15 protein-coding genes and 1 tRNA gene are annotated in these 19,149 nt (G+C 69.7%); 10 read left to right on the top strand and 6 right to left on the bottom strand.

The window, feature by feature from the left end; all coding sequences use genetic code 11:
* The 3 genes from AMS65_RS00795 (at position 1) to hpaD (ending at position 3,553) form a co-directional block, all read left to right on the top strand.
* Entirely contained in the window at positions 1 to 687 is a 687-nt protein-coding gene (locus AMS65_RS00795; protein WP_053382280.1) for a GntR family transcriptional regulator, read from the top strand.
* A 55-nt stretch (positions 688 to 742) separates the two neighbouring features.
* Positions 743 to 2,239 carry a 5-carboxymethyl-2-hydroxymuconate semialdehyde dehydrogenase gene (hpaE, locus tag AMS65_RS00800; protein ID WP_053382281.1) on the top strand — a complete coding sequence of 499 codons (1,497 nt, stop codon included), beginning with the start codon at positions 743 to 745 and terminating at the stop codon, positions 2,237 to 2,239.
* A gap of 171 nt (positions 2,240 to 2,410) precedes the next feature.
* Complete coding sequence (gene hpaD / locus AMS65_RS00805) at positions 2,411 to 3,553, top strand: 3,4-dihydroxyphenylacetate 2,3-dioxygenase (protein WP_053382282.1); 1,143 nt, start codon at positions 2,411 to 2,413, stop codon at positions 3,551 to 3,553.
* Positions 3,554 to 3,635: 82 nt separating this feature from the next.
* Here the strand turns inward: hpaD and AMS65_RS00810 are convergent, their stop codons facing one another.
* The 3 genes from AMS65_RS00810 to AMS65_RS00820 form a co-directional block, all read right to left on the bottom strand.
* Positions 3,636 to 4,220, bottom strand: coding sequence for a hypothetical protein (locus AMS65_RS00810; RefSeq protein WP_053382283.1), 585 nt, complete (start codon positions 4,218 to 4,220; stop codon positions 3,636 to 3,638).
* On the bottom strand, positions 4,217 to 4,840 hold the full coding sequence (locus AMS65_RS00815) for a hypothetical protein (RefSeq protein ID WP_053382284.1): 624 nt from the start codon (positions 4,838 to 4,840) through the stop codon (positions 4,217 to 4,219). The genes AMS65_RS00810 and AMS65_RS00815 overlap by 4 nt, the downstream gene beginning before the upstream one ends.
* Positions 4,841 to 4,942: 102 nt before the next feature.
* Positions 4,943 to 6,439 (bottom strand): APC family permease, encoded by a 1,497-nt coding sequence (locus tag AMS65_RS00820; protein ID WP_053382285.1) that lies wholly within the window; start codon positions 6,437 to 6,439, stop codon positions 4,943 to 4,945.
* 110 nt (positions 6,440 to 6,549) lie between these two features.
* On the opposite strand from AMS65_RS00820, the gene AMS65_RS00825 reads away from it, so the two are divergent.
* From AMS65_RS00825 to hutI, 6 genes are all read left to right on the top strand, one after another.
* Positions 6,550 to 7,719 (top strand): DmpA family aminopeptidase, encoded by a 1,170-nt coding sequence (locus AMS65_RS00825; RefSeq protein ID WP_083451388.1) that lies wholly within the window; start codon positions 6,550 to 6,552, stop codon positions 7,717 to 7,719.
* A 161-nt stretch (positions 7,720 to 7,880) separates the two neighbouring features.
* Complete coding sequence (locus AMS65_RS00830) at positions 7,881 to 9,416, top strand: APC family permease (RefSeq protein WP_053382286.1); 1,536 nt, start codon at positions 7,881 to 7,883, stop codon at positions 9,414 to 9,416.
* A 128-nt stretch (positions 9,417 to 9,544) separates the two neighbouring features.
* Positions 9,545 to 10,573: an ABC transporter ATP-binding protein gene (locus AMS65_RS00835; RefSeq protein ID WP_053382287.1), complete on the top strand. Its 1,029-nt coding sequence runs from the start codon at positions 9,545 to 9,547 to the stop codon at positions 10,571 to 10,573.
* Entirely contained in the window at positions 10,570 to 11,730 is a 1,161-nt protein-coding gene (locus AMS65_RS00840; RefSeq protein WP_157502000.1) for an ABC transporter permease, read from the top strand. The genes AMS65_RS00835 and AMS65_RS00840 overlap by 4 nt, the downstream gene beginning before the upstream one ends.
* A 284-nt stretch (positions 11,731 to 12,014) precedes the next feature.
* Positions 12,015 to 13,757 (top strand): urocanate hydratase, encoded by a 1,743-nt coding sequence (gene hutU, locus AMS65_RS00845; RefSeq protein WP_053382302.1) that lies wholly within the window; start codon positions 12,015 to 12,017, stop codon positions 13,755 to 13,757.
* A 305-nt stretch (positions 13,758 to 14,062) separates the two neighbouring features.
* The gene (gene hutI, locus AMS65_RS00850) at positions 14,063 to 15,298 is read left to right on the top strand and encodes an imidazolonepropionase (protein ID WP_053382289.1); all 1,236 of its coding nucleotides are present in this window, start codon (positions 14,063 to 14,065) and stop codon (positions 15,296 to 15,298) included.
* Positions 15,299 to 15,542: 244 nt separating this feature from the next.
* Here the strand turns inward: hutI and AMS65_RS00855 are convergent, their stop codons facing one another.
* From AMS65_RS00855 to AMS65_RS00865, 3 genes are all read right to left on the bottom strand, one after another.
* Entirely contained in the window at positions 15,543 to 16,520 is a 978-nt protein-coding gene (locus tag AMS65_RS00855; protein WP_053382290.1) for a ribose-phosphate diphosphokinase, read from the bottom strand.
* Positions 16,521 to 16,523: 3 nt separating this feature from the next.
* On the bottom strand, positions 16,524 to 17,966 hold the full coding sequence (glmU, locus tag AMS65_RS00860; RefSeq protein ID WP_053382291.1) for a bifunctional UDP-N-acetylglucosamine diphosphorylase/glucosamine-1-phosphate N-acetyltransferase GlmU: 1,443 nt from the start codon (positions 17,964 to 17,966) through the stop codon (positions 16,524 to 16,526).
* Positions 17,967 to 18,202: 236 nt separating this feature from the next.
* Positions 18,203 to 18,274: transfer RNA gene (locus tag AMS65_RS00865), tRNA-Gln, on the bottom strand.
* 103 nt (positions 18,275 to 18,377) lie between these two features.
* On the opposite strand from AMS65_RS00865, the gene AMS65_RS00870 reads away from it, so the two are divergent.
* The gene (locus AMS65_RS00870; protein ID WP_053382292.1) at positions 18,378 to 18,914 is read left to right on the top strand and encodes a MarR family winged helix-turn-helix transcriptional regulator; all 537 of its coding nucleotides are present in this window, start codon (positions 18,378 to 18,380) and stop codon (positions 18,912 to 18,914) included.
* Positions 18,915 to 19,149: the final 235 nt, after the last annotated feature.

Genomic DNA, 19,149 nt, shown 5'->3' on the forward strand with positions numbered 1-19,149 from the left:
ATGACCGCCGAGTCGAAGTCCGAGCGCGCGTACCGCCTGATCCGGGATCGGATCGACAGCGGGCAGTACGTGCCGGGATACCGTCTGGTGCTCGCGCCGATCGCGAACGAACTCGGTATGTCGGTCGTGCCCGTGCGCGAGGCCATCCGACGCCTGGAGGCCGAGCAGCTCGTCACCTTCGAGCGCAACGTCGGCGCACAGGTCTCGCTGATCAAGGAGACCGAGTACCTGCACACCATGCAGACGCTCGCCCTCGTCGAGGGCGCGGCGACGGGGCTCGCCGCGCCGCACATCACCGACGACCAGATCCGCCGCGCACGGCTCATCAATCAGACGATGCGCGAATCGCTCAGCTCGTTCGACCCGCAGGCCTTCACCGAGCTCAACCTCGAGTTCCACAGCGTGCTCTTCGAGACCTGTCCCAACCCCCACATCCTCGATCTCGTGCACCGGGGCTGGAACCGCATGAAGGTGCTGCGCAACTCGTCGTTCAGCTTCGTACCCGGCCGGGCACAGGAATCGGTCGACGAGCACGAGCGTCTCCTGCAGCTCATCGCGGACCGCGTCCCGCCCCTCGAGATCGAGATGACCGCACGAGCGCACCGCACGGCGACGCTCGATGCCGTGCTCGCCTACTCGGACGAGCACCGGCACGCGGGCGACCAGCGGGCCGCACCGGCCGCCTGATCCCGCGCATCCGACCCCACACCGATTCACCACCCAACACCACCTGGAGAGAGATATGACTCAGGAGAAGCCCGCCGGGCTGCCGGACAAGATCCGCCACTTCATCGACGGAAAGCACGTCGACTCGGTCGGCGGCGAAGAGTTCGAGGTGCTCGACCCCGTATCAAACGAGACCTACATCATGGCCGCCTCCGGCCAGCAGGCCGACATCGACCTCGCCGTGGCGGCCGCGAAGCGCGCCTTCGAGGAGGGCCCCTGGCCGAAGCTCCTCCCCCGCGAGCGCGCGCGCATCATGCACAAGATCGCCGACATCGTCGAGTCTCGCGACGAGCAGCTCGCGCTGTTCGAGAGCTTCGACTCGGGCCTGCCCATCACCCAGGCCAAGGGCCAGGCTCGCCGCGCCGCCGAGAACTTCCGCTTCTTCGGCGACCTCATCGTCGCGCAGCACGACGACACCTTCAAGGTGCCGGGCCGCCAGGTCAACTACGTGAACCGCAAGCCGATCGGCGTCGCGGGCCTCATCACCCCCTGGAACACCCCGTTCATGCTCGAGTCGTGGAAGCTCGCCCCGGCGCTCTCCACCGGCAACACCGTCGTGCTGAAGCCCGCGGAGTTCACCCCGCTCTCGGCTTCGCTGTGGGGCGAGATCTTCCGCGAGGCCGGTGTTCCCGACGGAGTCTTCAACCTCGTCGGCGGTTTCGGCGAGTCGGCCGGCGACGCGCTCGTGAAGCACCCCGACGTGCCGCTGATCTCGTTCACCGGCGAGAGCCGCACCGGCCAGATCATCTTCGGCAACGCCGCGCCCTTCCTCAAGGGCCTCTCGATGGAGCTCGGCGGCAAGAGCCCGGCCGTGGTCTTCGCCGACGCGGATCTCGAGGCCGCGCTCGACGCCACCGTGTTCGGCGTGTTCAGCCTGAACGGCGAGCGCTGCACCGCGGGCAGCCGCATCCTCGTGCAGCGCGACATCTACGACGAGTTCGTGGAGCGCTACGCGGAGCGGGCGAAGAACATCGTGGTGGGCCTGCCGAGCGACCCCGCCACCGAGGTGGGCGCGCTCGTGCACCCCGAGCACTACGACAAGGTGATGAGCTACGTCGAGATCGGCAAGAGCGAGGGACGCCTGGTCGCCGGCGGCGGCCGCCCCGAGGGCTTCCCCACCGGCAACTACGTCGCACCGACGGTGTTCGCCGACGTCTCGCCCGACGCCCGCATCTTCCAGGAGGAGATCTTCGGCCCGGTCGTCGCGATCACCCCGTTCGACACCGACGAAGAGGCGCTCGAGCTCGCCAACAACACGAAGTACGGCCTCGCCGCCTACATCTGGACCTCGAACCTCAAGCGCGCGCACAACTTCGCCCAGTCGGTCGAGGCCGGCATGGTGTGGCTCAACTCGAACAACGTGCGCGACCTGCGCACCCCGTTCGGCGGCGTGAAGGCCTCGGGTCTCGGCCACGAGGGCGGCTACCGCTCGATCGATTTCTACACCGATCAGCAGGCCGTGCACATCACCCTCAACGAGGCGCACTCGCCGCGCTTCGGCGCCGGCAAGTAAGGCTCCGGGATTCGGATTCCCGTCGCGACATCGCGTCATCGCGGTGTGCAGGATCGCACACCGCTCCTCCGCGAAAGCGACAGGAATCCGAATCCCTCCGCTCCGCCGCCGACCCCGCACAGCAGGCTCGGCGGTCTGCACGACACCTGACAACTGCAAGGAAGCAACATCATGGCAAAACTCAACGAAGAAGATAAGCAGTCCGCGGGCTTCTGGGTCACGAAGGAGGCCCCGATCCAGTCGGACAACCCGATCCCCACCGCGACCTCCCCCGCGCCCGATATCCTGCGCTGCGCCTACATGGAGCTCATCGTGACCGACCTCGCGGCGTCCCGCGAGTTCTACGTCGACGTGCTCGGCCTGTACGTGACTACCGAGGACGACGAGGCGATCTACCTCCGCTCCACCGAGGAGTTCATCCACCACAACCTCGTGCTGCGCAAGGGCCCGATCGCCGCGGTCGCCGCGTTCTCGTACCGCGTGCGCACCCCCGAGGATCTCGACAAGGCGGTCGCCTTCTACGAGGAGCTCGGCTGCGAGGTGCGCCGCAACCCCGACGGCTTCGTGAAGGGCATCGGCGACTCGGTGCGCGTGGTCGATCCGCTCGGCTTCCCCTACGAGTTCTTCTACCAGACCGAGCACACGGAGCGCATGTCGTGGCGCTACGACCTGCACATCCCGGGTGAGCTCGTGCGCCTCGACCACTTCAACCAGGTCACACCCGACGTGCCGCGCGCCGTGGGCTTCATGCAGAACCTCGGCTTCCGCGTCACCGAGGACATCCAGGACAACGAGGGCACCGTCTACGCCGCGTGGATGCGCCGCAAGCCGACCGTGCACGACACCGCGATGACGGGTGGTGACGGCCCGCGCATGCACCACGTGTGCTTCGCGACGCACGAGAAGCACAACATCCTCGCGATCTGCGACAAGCTCGGCTCGCTGCGCAAGTCCGACAGCATCGAGCGCGGGCCCGGCCGCCACGGCGTCTCCAACGCGTTCTACCTGTACCTGCGCGATCCCGACGGCCACCGCGTCGAGGTCTACACCCAGGATTACTACACGGGCGATCCCGACAACCCGGTCGTCACCTGGGACGTGCACGACAACCAGCGTCGCGACTGGTGGGGCAACCCGGTCGTGCCCTCGTGGTACACCGACGCCTCGCTGGTGCTGGACCTCGACGGCAACCCGCAGCCGGTCATCGCCCGCACCGACGAGAGCGAGATGGCTGTGACGATCGGCGCCGACGGCTTCTCGTACACCCGCGAGGGCGACGACGTGAAGGGCTTCAAGCTCGGCGAGACGCTGTAAGACGTTTCTCGGGCCCGCTCATCGGGTTCGGGATCGGGGCCGGGGCGCAGAGCGCCTCGGCCCCTCCGTCGTCCCGGCGGGGTCACACCAGCATGACGAGCAGCATCGCCGCCATCCCGCCGGTCTCTGCCGCGAGCAGTCGGCGGCGGGATCGCAGCGCCGCGGCGCACAGCGCCACGAGGGCTGCGGCGAGCGCCACGGTGAGCAGCAGGGGTGCCACGAGCATCGTGTCCGCTCCGTGGCCGGCGTGACTGCTCCCGCTCACCCCTCCGGTCTCCCCCGCGCCCGCCCCTGCGCCCCAGCCCGCGCCCACGCCCGCGCCGGAGTGCCCGAGCGCCAACCAGGCTGCCGCCGGATAGGCGAGCGCCGAGAGGATCATCGCGGCCCGCGGTACCCCCGGACCGGACCGGACGGCGGCCGAGCCACCGCCGAGATCAGCACCAGCGCGCCGGCTCTCGACGCGCATGCCGAGGCCGAGGAGCAGCGCAGCGATGAGGAGCGCGGCCGCCCAGACGGGCGCCGGCAGCAGCCCGAGGAACGCCAGATCGGCCATCGCCGCCAGCATCACGGCGGACGCGGCGATCCCGAACCGCCGTCGCGAAGCGACCGCGCCGCCCAGGCACAGCGCGCCGGCCCCGACCATCACGAGGTCGGCGACGAGGGTCATTCCGCGGCGCTCCCGCTCGCCTCAGCGCGGGGCGGGATCCCGAGCGCCAGCTCGGCGTAGCTGCGCACCGCGGCGCGGCACTCCTCGCGGGGCGTCTGATCGCCGACCAGCGGGTACAGGTCGTAGGCGTCCTCGAGCGCCACCAGGTTGCGGGCGATCATGCCGGGCGGCGAGCCGAGCACGAACTCCCCCGTTCCCGCGCCGATCTCGATGAGCGTGCGGTAGAGCATGACCTGGCGCTCGGTGAGCGCGCGGTGGGCCGGCAGGTATTCCGGATGATCGGCGAGGATCCCGACGCTCTCGTAGACGTGGCGCAGTTCGTCGCTGATCGTGTCGGGCACGCCGGCCTCGATCATGGCGTAGATGCGGGCGGTCGCGTTCTCGCGCCGGTCGAGGATCGCCTGGCGCCGCTCGATGAACTGCTCGAGCGCACCCGAGATCGCCGTCATCTGCAGCTCGCCCAGGCTGGTGAAGTAGTGCAGCACGTTGGCCGGGCTCATCTCGGCCTCCGCGGCGACCGAGCGCACGTTCACCTTGCGCGGATTCGACCTGGCCACCCGCCAGAATGCGCGGACGATGTCCTCCCGGCGTTCCAGACGGCGGCGTGCGGTCGCGTTCATACGGCCCAGCCTATTCTTTTCTCGCACGCCTCGAGCCTCCGGCGGTGCCGGCCGGTCGCCGGAGGCACGGGCGGCGGGCCGGCGGATCCGCGGGCCCGCAGATCAGTGAACCGTCTCAGGCGCCGGCTCCGGTTCCTCCTGCGCCACCACCCGCACCGACTCGGTGAGCCCGGCGTAGTACTGGGGCTTTCGAGCCCTGAGCACGAGCCCCGTGATGATGCCGCCGATGAACAGGATCGGCGTCGGCAGCAGCAGGAGCTGGTTGATCGGGCCCTCGAGCCCGGTCACCACCTCGAAGTTGGTGACGATGAGGATGAAGCCGATCACGAGCCCCAGCGCCCCGAGCACCGGCGCGACGAGCACGCGCCAGACGCTGTGCCCGCGGCGGTCCTTCGCGAAGTACCAGACGACCGCGATCGCGGTGAACGCCTGCGCGAAGACGAGGCCCTGCACGCCGGTCGCGTAGGTCCACAGCGCCAGGCCGAGGAACGGGTCGGCGTTCACGAGGATCGCGATGAGCACGCCGGCGGCGCAGAGGGCGCTGAGGGTGAGACTCGCGACGGCCGGCGACTGGCTGCGCGCGCTGGTGCGGCCGAGCACGCGCGGCAGCAGCCCCTCGCGGCCGAGCGCGAACAGGTAGCGGGTGCAGGCGTTGTGGAAGGCGAGCACGCAGGCGAAGAAGCTCGTGACGATGAGCACCTTCATGGCGAAGGCGGCCCAGCCGCCAGCGAGGTCCTCGGTTCCGGTGATGACCATCGTCTCGAAGGCGTCGCTGCGCGCCATCTCGAGCACGCCCTCCACGCCGAAGGCCACGGTGAGCACCCAGAAGGTGAAGGCGTAGAAAACGCCCAGGAACGCGATCGCGATGATCGTGGCGCGCGGAATCGTGCGCTCGGGCCGCTTCGCCTCCTCGGCGTAGATGGCGGTGCTCTCGAAGCCGAGGTAGGCACCGAAGCCGACAATGAAGAGGGTGCCGGCGGCCGGGGCGAGGAACACGTTCTGCGGGTCGAAGGAGGCGAGGCTCCAGGACTCGGGCCCGCCGTTGACGAGCGCGGCGATCGCGAAGACGAGCAGGATCGCGACCTCGAGGGTCAGCAGCACGCCGAGCACCTTCGCGCCGACGTCGACCTTGCGGTAGCCGAGGAAGGCGACGAGTCCGACGGCGATGAGCGACCAGACGCCCCACGGCAGGTCGAGGCCGAAGAGCTCGGCGAAGGTGAACTGGGCGAAGAACCCGATGAAGCCGTAGAAGGAGATCACGAGCGAGATGTAAGCGAACACGGTGACCGAGGAGACCCCGAGGCCGAACGGCTTACCGAGGCCGCGGGACACGTAGGCGTAGAAGGCCCCGGCGTTGCGCACGCTCTTCGACATCGCGGTGAAGCCGAGCGCGAAGAAGATCAGCACGACCGCGCAGAAGAGGATGGCTCCGGGGGCGCCGATCCCACCCAGCCGGAAGGTCGTGACCGCGCCGCTCAGGATCACCGTGAGCGGCGCTGCGGCCGAGACCACGAAGAATACGATGTCCCAGGTGCCGAGACGACCGGAGGCGAGGGCGCTCTCCCGAGGGGGCGAGGGCTGGGCGGATGAGGTGGGCATACGGACTCCCTTGTCTCGTTCAGCAGGCGAGCTGTTTACTGAACAGCGATCAGAATTTTCCAACTTTGCGTTGCAGAATGTAATGTAATCACAGACGAGAGGTTTAAACAATGTTCAATGATGAAGTCGGATCCGAAGCTCCCTCCGCGGCGCGGCCGCCCGCCGGGTCGGTGCGGGCCCGCGACCTCGGCGTCCCCTTCGACGGCGAGCCCGGCCCCTGGAACGCCATCACCGATGTGCCCGGCCTCGAGGTGGGCCAGGTCACGATCCTCGACGACGAACCGGTGACCGCGCGCACCGGCGTCACCGCGATCCTGCCCCGAGGTCACGCCGGGGCGGGCACGCCCTGCGCCGCCGGAGTCGCGGTGCTCAACGGCAACGGAGAGCTCACGGGCCGCAGCTGGATCGAGGAGTCGGGCCAGCTGCAGGCACCCATCGCCATCACCAACTCCCATGCCGTCGGCGCCGTGCACCGCGGCATCGACCGCTGGATGGCGGAGCACCACCCGGCGACGGCGGCCGCCTGGATGCTGCCCGTGGTGGGCGAGACCTGGGACGGCTACCTCAACTCCATCAACGCCGACGCCGTGCGCCCCGAACACGCCGCAGCGGCCCTCGACGCGGCCGCGACCGGCCCGGTCGCCGAGGGCAGCACGGGCGGCGGCACCGGCATGAACTGCTACGGCTTCAAGGGCGGCACCGGCACGGCGTCGCGTGTGGTCCGCTCGGGCGAGCAGCACTGGACCGTCGGCGTACTGCTGCAGGCCAACTTCGGCTCCCGCAAAGAGCTCCGGATCGCGGGGCGCCCGCTCGGCCCCGCATCGCAGGCCCCGAACCCCATGGAGACCAGCGGCTGGTTCGAGCGGGAGGCGGGCAGCGGCGCGGTGGCGAGCCCCGGAGCGGGCAGCGTGATCGTCGTCGTCGTCACCGATGCGCCGCTGCTGCCGGATCAGTGCCGGGCGCTCGCGCGCCGCGTGCCGCTCGGCCTCGCCCGCACGGGCACCACCGGCAGCCACTTCTCCGGCGACATCTTCCTCGCGCTCTCGACCGCGAACGAGGGATCGCTCCGGTCGCGCATGGCCGGGGACGGCATCGCAGTCGAGCAGCTCTCCCACGTCGCGTGGGGCGGCATCGATCCCTTCATCGAGGCCGTAGTGCAGGCCACCGAGGAGGCGGTCTGCAACGCGCTCGTGGCCGCGCGCGACATGACGGGCCGGGACGGCCACGAGAGCTTCGCGCTCCCCCACGAGGAGGTGCGCGCCGCGTTCGGCACCGCCTAGCAAACTGTCCAATTGGATAGTCTTGCGCCGATCCTCATGCCCCGTGCGCTCTGTGCACAGCCGCGCCCTTCGTCCGCTCCGCGCGCGTCCATAGACTCGGAAACGTAGAGCCTTCAGCGCCGAAGACAGGTGCGCAGCGCAGCCACGAGAGGAATCACAGCATGAGTGCTCAAACGACGCCGGAAACGGCGCAACACGATCCGGGGCTCAGCCGCCGGACGCTCGGAGTCCCCGCGATCACCTTCATGATCATCGCGGCGTCGGCGCCCCTCACCGTCGTCGCCGGCGGCGTCACGACGTCGTTCGCGGTCACCGAGTCGCTCGGGGTTCCGCTCGGCTTCCTGCTCATCGCCGTGATCCTCACGGTCTTCGCCGTGGGCTACACCGCGATGAGCCGGTACATCACCAACGCGGGCGCCTTCTACGCCTACATCGCCCAGGGCATCGGCCGCCCGCTCGGCGTCGGCGCCTCGCTCGTCGCCCTCGTCGCCTACAACGCGATGCAGGTCGGCATCTACGGCCTGTTCGGCTTCCAGCTGTCGATCTTCCTCGAGACCAAGTTCGGCTTCTCCTCGCCCTGGTGGCTCTGGATCCTGCTCTGCATCGTCGTCGTCGGCGTGCTGGGCGTGAACCGCGTCGACCTCTCGGCGAAGGTGCTCGGCGTGCTCGTGGCACTCGAGTTCCTCGTGGTCATCGTCTTCGACATCATCGCGCTCGGCCATGCTCCGGAGGGCGTGACCACCGCCGCCCTCAATCCTGCCGCTCTCTTCGGCCCCGCGCTCGGCATCATCCTGGTCTTCGGCGTGGCCGCGTTCATGGGCTTCGAGGGCGCCGCCATCTACGGCGAGGAGGCGAAGGATCCGAAGCGCACGGTGCCCCGGGCCACCTACGCCGCGGTCGCCATCATCGGCGTCTTCTACGCGTTCAGCGCGTGGGCGTTCTCGGTCGGCATCGGCCCCTCGCAGATCGTCGAGCAGTCGCAGGCCTTCGGCCCCGACCTCATGTTCGTCTTCATGACCGACCAGGTGGGCGTCATCTTCGCCGACATCATGACCCTGCTGTTCCTCACGAGCCTCTTCGCAGCCCTGCAGGCCTTCCACAACGCGGTCGCGCGCTACTTCTTCTCGCTCGGCCGCGAAGGCGTGCTGCCGACCTGGTTCAGCCACACGGCCAAGTCGGGCGCCCCCTGGGCCGGCTCGGTGGCCCAGACGGTGATCGCCGTGGTCGTGGTCGCCGGTTTCGCGCTGGCGGGCGATGCCTTCGGCGCGGCGGAGACCATGTTCGGCGAGATGGCGTTCCTCTACCCCGTGCTGACCATGTTCACCTGGCTCACGAACACCGGCGCAGCCGGACTCGTGCTGCTCATGGCGATCATCGCGGTCGCGGTCATCTGCTTCTTCCGCCGCGATAATCGCGGGCTCAGCATCTGGACCACGGTGATCGCCCCCGCGGCCTCCGGCCTGGCGCTGCTGTGGGTGTTCGTCATGATCCTCGCGAACTTCCAGCTGATGCTCGACCAGGAGCAGCCCGACGCGACCACGTTCATCCTGCCCGGCATGATCCTCGTAGCCGGCGTCGTCGGAGTCATCTGGGCCCTCGTGCTGCGATCCTCGAAGCCGGAGATCTACCGCCAGATCGGCCACGGCACCGAACCCGGCGCCTACGGCACCGAGGTCGTGGACGTGGTGGAGCAGTAGGCGCACCGGAACCCCCCTTCCGCCCGCGGATACCGGGGGAGAGTTTCGGCGGCAGGTCTCGAAGATCGGCACCGAAACTCTCCCCTCGGTATCCACGCATCGGGTGACGCCGAGGCTATGCTGAGCACATGAGCACTCCGGTGGCGCCGGGCGGCATCCAGGCCGTCGGGGTCTCGCGAGCCTTCGGCGACAAGCACGCGGTGCGCGACGCCTCGCTGAGCGTCGCGCCGGGCGGCATCACCGCGCTCGTCGGCCCGAACGGCAGCGGTAAGACGACGCTCATGCTGATGCTCGCCACCCTGCTGCGCCCCGACGGCGGAACCATCTCGATCGGCGGCCACGACGTGCTCGCCGAGACCCGTGAGGCGCGCGCCTCCCTCGGCTGGATGCCCGACATCCTCGGTGCCTGGAACACCCTGACGGTGCGGGAGACGCTCACAGCCGTGTGCGCGATGTACGGGATCGCGGGGCGGCGCGCCGATCAGCGCGTCGATTCCCTGCTCGACGGCACCGGGTTGAGACCCCTCGCGGGCCAGCGCAGCCACACCCTCTCCCGCGGCCAGAAGCAGCGCCTCAGTCTCGCCCGCGCCCTCGTGCACGAGCCGCGCGTGCTGCTGCTCGACGAACCGGCCTCGGGGCTGGATCCCGAAGCGCGCCTCTCCCAGCGCGAGGCACTCAGGCGCCTCGCCGACGAGGGGACGGCGATCCTCGTCACCAGTCACGTGCTCGACGAGCTGGAGCAGCTCGCGCGCGACGTCGTGTTCCTGCGCGACGGGCGCACCGAGGACGGCGCCCCGCCGATCGAACAGCAGCTCGTGCCCTGGCGGGTGCGCGCCTTCGACATCATCGCGCTCGAGCGGGCGCTCGCGTGGAACGGCCTGCCGTGGACCCGCCAGACCTCGCTCGCAGGAGTGCACTGCGTCGTCGAGCTCCAGGGCGAGGCCGCGGCCGTGTGGCTGCTCCGCACGCTCGTCGCGGCCGGCGTCGAGGTGGTCGAGTTCGCACCGGCCACCGGGTCGCTCGAGCGCGCGTTCGTGAGCCGGATCCGGGAGACGGGCCAGCCGTCCGCGGCGCCCGGCGGTGCGGATCCCGCCGCACCGCTTCCGCCCGCGGCGCCCGGTCCGGCCGGCGGCGCCGAGACGGGGTGGCAGGCATGAGCGAGACGACGACCGCACCGGCGGTGCGCGCCCCCGGGTTCTGGCGAGCGGTCTGGATCATCGCCGCGCTCGAGCTGCGGCAGCGGCGGCGCTCGAAGACGCTCTGGATCCTCGGAGTCGTGTGGTTCGTGCTGATCGGCGTCGTCACGGGCGTCACCTGGTACATCCTCGCGGCGAGCTTCGGCGCCTACGACGAGGATTTCGACGCGTACCCGCTGTTCTCCCTCATCGTCTACTTCGTGCTGCTCTTCGGCACGCTCGTGGCCCCCGCCATCTCGGCGGGCTCGATCGGCTCGGAGCGCTCCGGAGGGACACTCGCCACCACGCAGGTCACCCTGGTGAGCACCTGGTCGATCCTGGTCGGCAAGGCGCTCGCGGCGTGGATCACAGGCATCGCCTTCCTCGTGGTCGCGCTTCCGTTCGTCGTGCTGAGCCTCACGGTGGCGCGCTTCGATCCGCTGCAGCTGCTGATCGCCGTGCTCGCCCTGGCACTGCAGATCGGCCTCTTCACGGCCATCGGCGTCGGCCTCTCGGCATTCATCTCCTCCCAGCTGTTCTCGATCGTCACCGCCTACCTCATCGTGGCGCTGCTCTCGGTCGGCACGCTGATCGCGTTCGGACTCGCCATCGGCTCGACCACGAAGTACGTCGAGGTGGAGTACCGCACCTACTCGCAGGAGTACTGGGAGCAGCTCGACCGGTGCTATCAGGGGCCCGATGACGAGGCGGCGATCGCCGAGTGCGAACGAGAGATCCCGGTCACCTGCACCACCGAACGCACCACCACCTCCGTCGTGCACACCGATCGCCTCTGGTGGATCCTCGCCATGAACCCGTACGTCATCGTCGGCGACATGGTGTCGGTGCGACCCGACGACCAGGCTCCCAGCGACCTGTTCAGCCTGATCTCCTACGGCGTGCGGTCGATGCAGAAGCCGCAGGACAGCACCTTCAGCGGCTGGGACGACTGCCGTCCGGGCGCACAGGACGAGATCTCCGACGACGGTACGCTCTCCGACGATCTGGAGGGCACCGTGCCGGTGTGGTGGATCGGACTCGCGCTGCAGGTGGGACTCGCCGCGGCGTCGCTCGGCGCCGGTTACGTGCGTCTGCGCACACCGGCGCGACGGCTGCCGAAGGGATCGCGCATCGCCTGAGGCCCGCCGGCTGAGCGAGCGGACTCCCCCGCCGATTGAGCGAGCGGAGCGAGTCGAAATCGAGGCCCCGCGGTTTCGACTCGCTCCGCTCGCTCAACCGGCGGTCACCTCTACCCCGATCCGATCAACCAGCGGCTTCCTCGACCCCGATCCGCTCGGCCGGCGACCCCGTCGTCCGGGATTCCGGACAGACGGGTCGGGATCGTCGTTGCCGCGGGCCGCGCAACGCGATGAGATGGATCCATCGCGGCATCGCAGCCGCTCTCGATCGAAAGGACCTCACCATGACGCTTCCCGGCGCCCGCCCCGTCCGCGCTCCCCGCGGCACCGAGATCTCCGCGAAGAGCTGGCAGACCGAGGCTCCGCTGCGCATGCTCATGAACAACCTCGACCCCGAGGTCGCCGAGCGCCCCGAGGACCTCGTCGTCTACGGCGGCACCGGGCGCGCCGCCCGCAGCTGGGGAGCCTTCGACGCGATCGTCGACACCCTGCGCGACCTCGAGGAGGACGAGACCCTGCTCGTGCAGTCGGGCAAGCCCGTCGGAGTCTTCCGCACGAACGTGTGGGCGCCCCGCGTGCTCATCGCCAACTCGAACCTCGTGGGTGACTGGGCGAACTGGCCCGAGTTCCGCAAGCTCGAGGCCGAGGGGCTGCTCATGTACGGTCAGATGACGGCCGGATCGTGGATCTACATCGGCACGCAGGGCATCCTGCAGGGCACCTATGAGACCTTCGCCGCGGCCGGCCGCAAGATCGCCGCCCAGAAGGGCGGGAGCAGCGAGCACGGGGCTGATGGGCACAGCGGCGGCTCGCTCGCCGGCACCATCACCCTGACCGGCGGCTGCGGCGGCATGGGCGGCGCGCAGCCCCTCGCGGTCACCCTCAACGACGGCGCCTGCCTCATCGTCGACGTCGACAAGACGCGCCTGGACCGCCGCGCCGGCAAGCGCTACCTCGACGAGGTCGTCACCGATCTCGACGAGGCGCTCGCGAAGGTGCAGCAGGCGAAAGACGAGAAGCGCGGCTGGTCGGTCGGCCTCGTGGGCAACGCCGCCGAGGTGTTCCCCGAGATCCTCCGCCGGCACCTGGCCGGCGAGGTCACCATCGACGTGGTCACCGACCAGACCAGCGCGCACGACCCGCTCTCCTACCTGCCCATCGGCTACACCGTCGAGGAATGGCAGGATCGCGCGGCGGCCGACCCCGAGGGCTTCACGAAGGACGCGCAGGCGGCGATGGCCGCGCACGTCAAGGCCATGGTCGAGTTCCAGGACGCGGGCGCCGAGGTGTTCGACTACGGCAACTCGATCCGCGACGAGGCCCGCACGGGAGGCTACGACCGCGCCTTCGAGTTCCCCGGCTTCGTCCCCGCCTACATCCGCCCGCTCTTCTGCGAGGGGCTCGGCCCGTTCCGCTGGGCCGCGCTCTCCGGCGATCCCGAGGACATCCGCGTCACCGACGAGGCGATCCTCGAGCTCTTCCCCGAGAACGAGCACCTGCACCGCTGGATCCGCGCCGCCCAGGAGCGCGTGGAGTACGAGGGCCTCCCCGCCCGCATCTGCTGGCTCGGCTACGGCGAACGCGCCCGCGCCGCCGTGCGCTTCAACGAGCTCGTCGCGGAGGGCAAACTCAAGGCCCCGATCGTGATCGGCCGCGACCACCTCGACTCGGGCTCCGTGGCGTCGCCCTACCGCGAGACCGAGGCCATGGCCGACGGCTCCGACGCGATCGCCGACTGGCCGCTGCTCAACGCGCTCACCGCGACCTCGTCGGGCGCCACCTGGGTGTCGCTGCACCACGGCGGCGGCGTCGGCATCGGCCGCTCCATCCACTCCGGCCAGGTGTCCGTGGCCGACGGCACCCCGCTCGCGGCCGAGAAGCTGCAGCGCCTGCTGACCAACGATCCGGGCATGGGCGTGATCCGCCACGTGGACGCCGGCTACCAGCGCGCGGCCGATGTCGCCGCCGAGCGCGGCGTCCGCGTGCCGATGGAGCCGACCATCCGCAACACCGACACGGCCTGGTGAGGACGGGGCGCGGGTACGGGTTCCCGATTCCAGCGCGACATTGCGTCTTCGGTTTCGACTCGGCTGCGCCTCGCTCAACCGGCGGGCTCTGCCCCGTCACCCTGCGTCTCGCTCAACCGGCGGGCCCTGCGCCTCGCTCAACCGGAGGGCCCTGCCCCCCGTCATCCTGCGCGCAATGAGCGCAGCGAGTGGAGTCGCAGGATCCACCGGTGACTACGCTCGAGATAGATCCTGCGACTCCGGCGGCAAGCCGCCTCCTCGCAGGATGACGGACCTGTCCCGCATCTGACGACGAGGAAGAGATCATGTCATCACTGCTCATCACCGACATCGGCGAGCTCACCACCAACGACGAGTCGCTCGGCGACGGCCTGGGCGGACGCCTGCACGACGCCGCCGTAGTGATCGATGACGGTCGGATCGCCTGGGTGGGGGCCGCCTCGGAGGCTCCCGCGGCCGATGAGCGCTGCGATGCCGCCGGCCGGGCGCTGCTACCCGGCTGGGTCGACTCGCACACGCACATGGTGTTCGCGGGCGATCGCACCGCCGAGTTCGAGGCGCGCATGGCCGGCGAGGCGTATGCCGCAGGCGGTATCAACGTGACGGTCGAGGCGACCCGGGCTGCCTCCGACGCAGCCCTCACGGCGAACCTCGCGCGGCTCGTCGCCGAGGCGCGACAGGGCGGCACCACCACCATCGAGACGAAGACCGGGTACGGACTCACAGTGCCGGACGAGGTGCGCGCCGCCCGCATCGCCGGCGAACACGCCGACGCGGTCACATTCCTGGGGGCGCATGTGGTTCCCTCCGGCGAGGACCCCGATGCCTACCTCGACCTCGTGACCGGGGAGATGCTCGACGCCGTCGCCCCTCACGTCAGCGCCGTCGACGTCTTCTGCGAGACCGGCGCGTTCGACGAGGCCGCCTCGCGGCGCGTGCTCGACGCGGCCCGCGGAGCCGGGCTCGCCACACGCGTGCACGGCAACCAGCTCGGCCACGGCCCCGGTGCGCGACTGGCCGTGGACCACGGCTCGCTGAGCGTCGACCACCTCGGCTTCCTCACCGACGACGACGTCGAGGCGCTCGCGGGCTCGTGGTCGGAGTGGAACGCGGGGTCGGGGCCGCGCGGCACCGTCGCCACGGTGCTGCCCGCCTGCGACCTCTCGACGCGCATGCCGCTCGCTCCCGCGCGCAGGCTCGTCGACGCCGGTGCCGTGCTCGCGATCGCGTCGAACTGCAACCCCGGCACCTCGTACACCAGCTCGATGGGCTTCTGCGTAGCCACCGCCGTGCTGCAGATGGGGCTCACCATCCAGGAGGCCGTGCGCGCGGCGACCCTCGGCGGCGCGATCGCGCTCGGCATGCACGCAGACGGGTGGCGGGATCCCCGCGGCGAAGCGCAGCCCGCCGTCGGTGCGATCCGCCCGGGCGCCCGGGCCGACCTGCAGCTGCTCGAGGCCCCCTCCGTGACGCACCTCGCGTACCGGCCGGGCATGCCCCTCACCGCCGCCGTCTGGCGCGCGGGCGAGCGCGTGCTCTGAGAGCGGGTCGCTCCGCCGGTCGAGCGGAGCGCGCAGGGCGGAGTCGAAACCCTCGATGCCGTGATTTCAGCCCACTGGTTGAGCGAGGCGCAGCCGAGTCGAAACCCTCGGTGCCGCGGTTTCAGCCCGCTGGTTGAGCGAGGCGCAGCCGAGTCGAAACCCTCGGTGCAAGGGTTTCGACTCGCTCCGCTCGCTCAACCGGCGGGACGAACCGCTCGGCTCGCTCGACCGGAAGAGGGTCGCGCTACGCCGCGCCCTCGAACATCGAGGTGACCGATCCGTCCTCGAAGACCTCGTGGATCGCCTTCGCGAGCAGCGGAGCGATCGGCAGCACCGTGAGCTTGTCGAACTGCTTCTCGGGCCCCACCGGCAGCGTGTCGGTGACGACGACCTGATCGATGAAGTCCTGCGACAGGTGCTCGATGGCTTTGCCGGAGAAGATCGCGTGCGTGCAGGCGATCGTGACCCCGCGAGCACCGTTGGCCTTGAGCGCCTCGGCGGCCTTCGCGATCGTGCCACCGGTGTCGATCATGTCGTCGACCACGACGCACCAGCGATCCTTCACCTCACCCACGATCTCGTGCACCGACACCTGGTTCGGCACGAGCGGATCGCGGCGCTTGTGGATGATGGCGAGCGGGGCGTCGAGCTTGTCGCTCCACACGTCGGCGACGCGCACCCGGCCCATATCGGGCGAGACGACCGTCAGATCATCGCGGGCGATGGTCTTGCGGAAGTGCTCGAGCAGCACCGGCATCGCGAAGAGGTGATCGACCGGGCCGTCGAAGAACCCCTGGATCTGCGGCGCGTGCAGGTCGACCGACATGATGCGGTCTGCGCCCGCCGCTTTGAACAGGTCGGCGACGAGGCGGGCGGAGATGGGCTCGCGACCGCGACCCTTCTTGTCCTGGCGGGAGTACGGGTAGAAGGGGGCGACCACGGTGATGCGCTTGGCGGAGGCGCGCTTCAGCGCATCGACCATGATGAGCTGCTCCATGAGCCACTCGTTGATCGGGTTGGTGTGCGACTGGATCACGAACGCGTCCGAGCCGCGCACGCTCTCGTCGAAGCGGGCGTACAGCTCGCCGTTGGCGAACGTGCGCGCGTCGGTCGGAACGAGCTCGGCGCCGAGCTCGGCGGCCACCTGCTCGGCGAGCTCGGGGTAGGCCCGGCCCGTGATAAGGACGAGCTTCTTCTGCCCCGCCATCTCGATCTTGCTCATCTACTACTTCCCGCCGTCCTTCGCAGTGTTCGATCGTTCCGCCGCTTCCGCGGTGCTGGTGCCGGGCCGGTGCTCGGCGACCCACCCCTCGATGTTGCGCTGCGGCGCCACATTGAGCGCCAGCGACCCCGAGGGGACGTTCTTCCGCACGACCGTGCCGGCCGCCGTGTATGTACCGTCTTCAATGGTAACCGGCGCGATGAGCACGTTCTTCGATCCGATGCGAACGGCGTCGCCGACCTGCGTCTGATACTTGCGCACCCCGTCGTAGTTCGCGAAGATCGTGCCCGCTCCGATGTTGCTGCCGGTGCCGATGGTCGCGTCGCCGACGTAGCTGAGGTGAGGCACCTTGCTGCCGGCGCCGATCTTGGCGTTCTTGGTCTCCACGAAGGCGCCGATCTTGCCGCCCTCGCCCAGTTCGGTGCCCGGCCGGATGAAGGCGAACGGCCCCACTTCGACGGCGGGCGAGAAGACGGCGAGCGTGGCCTCGCTGCGGCGGATCCTCGCGTCCTCCCCCACCTCGCAGTCGACGAGGGTCGTGTCGGGTCCGATCACCGCGCCGCTCGCGATCGAGGTGGCACCGTGCAGGAAGGTGCCCGGCAGGATCTCGGCGTCGGCCTCGATCGAGACGTCGGCGTCGATCCAAGTGGTCGCGGGATCCTGGATCGACACCCCGGCGCGCTGATGCGCGCGCACGATCCGTGCGTTCATCTCGCGGCCGGCCTCGGCCAGCTGAGCACGATCATTGACCCCGGCGATGAGCCAGGGATCGTCGGTGGCGACGGCCTCGACCGCACCGCCGCTCGCGAGGATGCGGGCTGCGGCGTCGGTGAGATACTTCTCGCCCTGCGCGTTGTTCGTGTCGATCTCGGCGAGCGCCGCCTCGATCGCGCGACGCGCGAAGACGTAGACGCCGCCGTTGATCTCGGTGATGCGGCGCTGGGCCTCATCCGCATCCTTCTCCTCCACGATGCCCGTCACCGCGCCGCTCCCGTCCCGCAGGATACGACCGAGGCCCGTGGGGTTCTCGAAGATGGCCGAGAGCATCGTCATCGCACGCCCGCCCTCGAGATGCCCGCGCACGAGACGGTCGAGCGTCGTCGAGTCGATGAGCGGCACATCGCCCGAGAGCACCACGACGGAGCCGTCGAACCCGCTGGGCAGCGCCGCGAGCGCCTGCTCGACCGCGCGGCCCGTACCTGGCACCGCGTCCTGATCCACGATCACCGTGTCGGGGGCGTGATCGACGATCGCCTCGGCCACCCGATCCCGATCGTGACGCACCACCGCGAGCACCTGCTCGGGCGAGAGACCGGCAGCAGTGTCGAGCACGTGCGCGATGAGCGAACGACCGCCGATGCGGTGCAGTACCTTCGGCAATGAGGACTTCATGCGGGTACCCTGGCCCGCCGCGAGGATGACGACTGCGATGTGACGGTCTGACATGTGATGATTTCCTTACCCGGTATTGGAACTGTTCCCGGATCAGCGCCTTTCGGAGCCGTTCTCCTAAATGGGCTCGCTCCCCACACACGGAGAAGCTTCGCTTCACTCATCTCTGCCTGCGCTTGTGAGCGCGCGAGGCGGTAGCCTCGCCACCGAAAATCAGAAAACGCTGGCGCGTCTTCTCTTGAGATTATCGGTGCAGAGCGGGCTTTCGATGCTCCGCATCGAAAGTTCCGCTCCGCCCCCAGGACTCGAACCTGGACCTCACAGCTCCAAAGGCTGTCGTGCTGCCATTACACCAAGGCGGATCATGCCGTTCGGCACCGTACAAGTCTGCCAGATCGACGGCACTCCCGCGTGCGCTGGAGGGCGCAGTCGCGCCGGCACGGCCCGAGGCTCGATAATGGAGGGATGAAGCACGAGGACGAGGTCGACCGCATCATCGCCGACTGGGGGCGCGCTCGCCCGGATCTCGATCTGGCTCCGCTCACGATCTTCTCGCGGTTGTGGCGCATCACGAAGCACCTCGATCGCGCGCGGGCGCACGCTTTCGAGCGCTCGGGGCTCACCTCGTGGGAGTTCGACGTGCTCGCCGTGCTGCGGCGCGGAGGCGAGCCGTTCAAGCAGAGTCCCAAGGTGCTCGTGCAGCAGACCATGGTGTCGAGCGGCACGATGACCAACCGCATCGACCGCATGGTCGAGCGCGGCCTCGTGCGCCGCCTGACCGACCCCAACGACGGCCGCGGCGTGCTCGTCGAGATGACCCCGCTCGGGCTCACGCTCGTCGATGCGGCGATGACCCGCCTGAGCGACGCCGAGGAGCGCCTGCTCGGCGGCCTGCCCCGCTCGGAGCGGGACCGCCTCGCGGTGCTGCTGCGGCGCCTCGCCATCAGCGTGGACCGGTTCGAGCCGATCACCGAGCCGATCGATCTGCCTCACACCGAGTAGCCGGGGTCTCCGGCCGGTACCGGAGACGCCGAACGCAGGCGACCGTCATCACTCACGGATGACGGTCGCCTGCGTCGTTTCGGGCAGGGTCTTTCAGAACCGGGTCCTTCGGGTCGGGCCCTCGGGACCGGATCCTCCGATCGGGCCGGCCCGCTCGGATCCGCAGGAGGGGCGACCGAGCCGCCCCTCCCCGATCTCAGTTGCCGATCCGGTTGTCGTAGCGGTGCAGGAACGC

This window comes from Leucobacter celer subsp. astrifaciens, from assembly GCF_001273835.1.
GTDB classification, from domain to species: Bacteria; Actinomycetota; Actinomycetes; order Actinomycetales; family Microbacteriaceae; genus Leucobacter; species Leucobacter celer.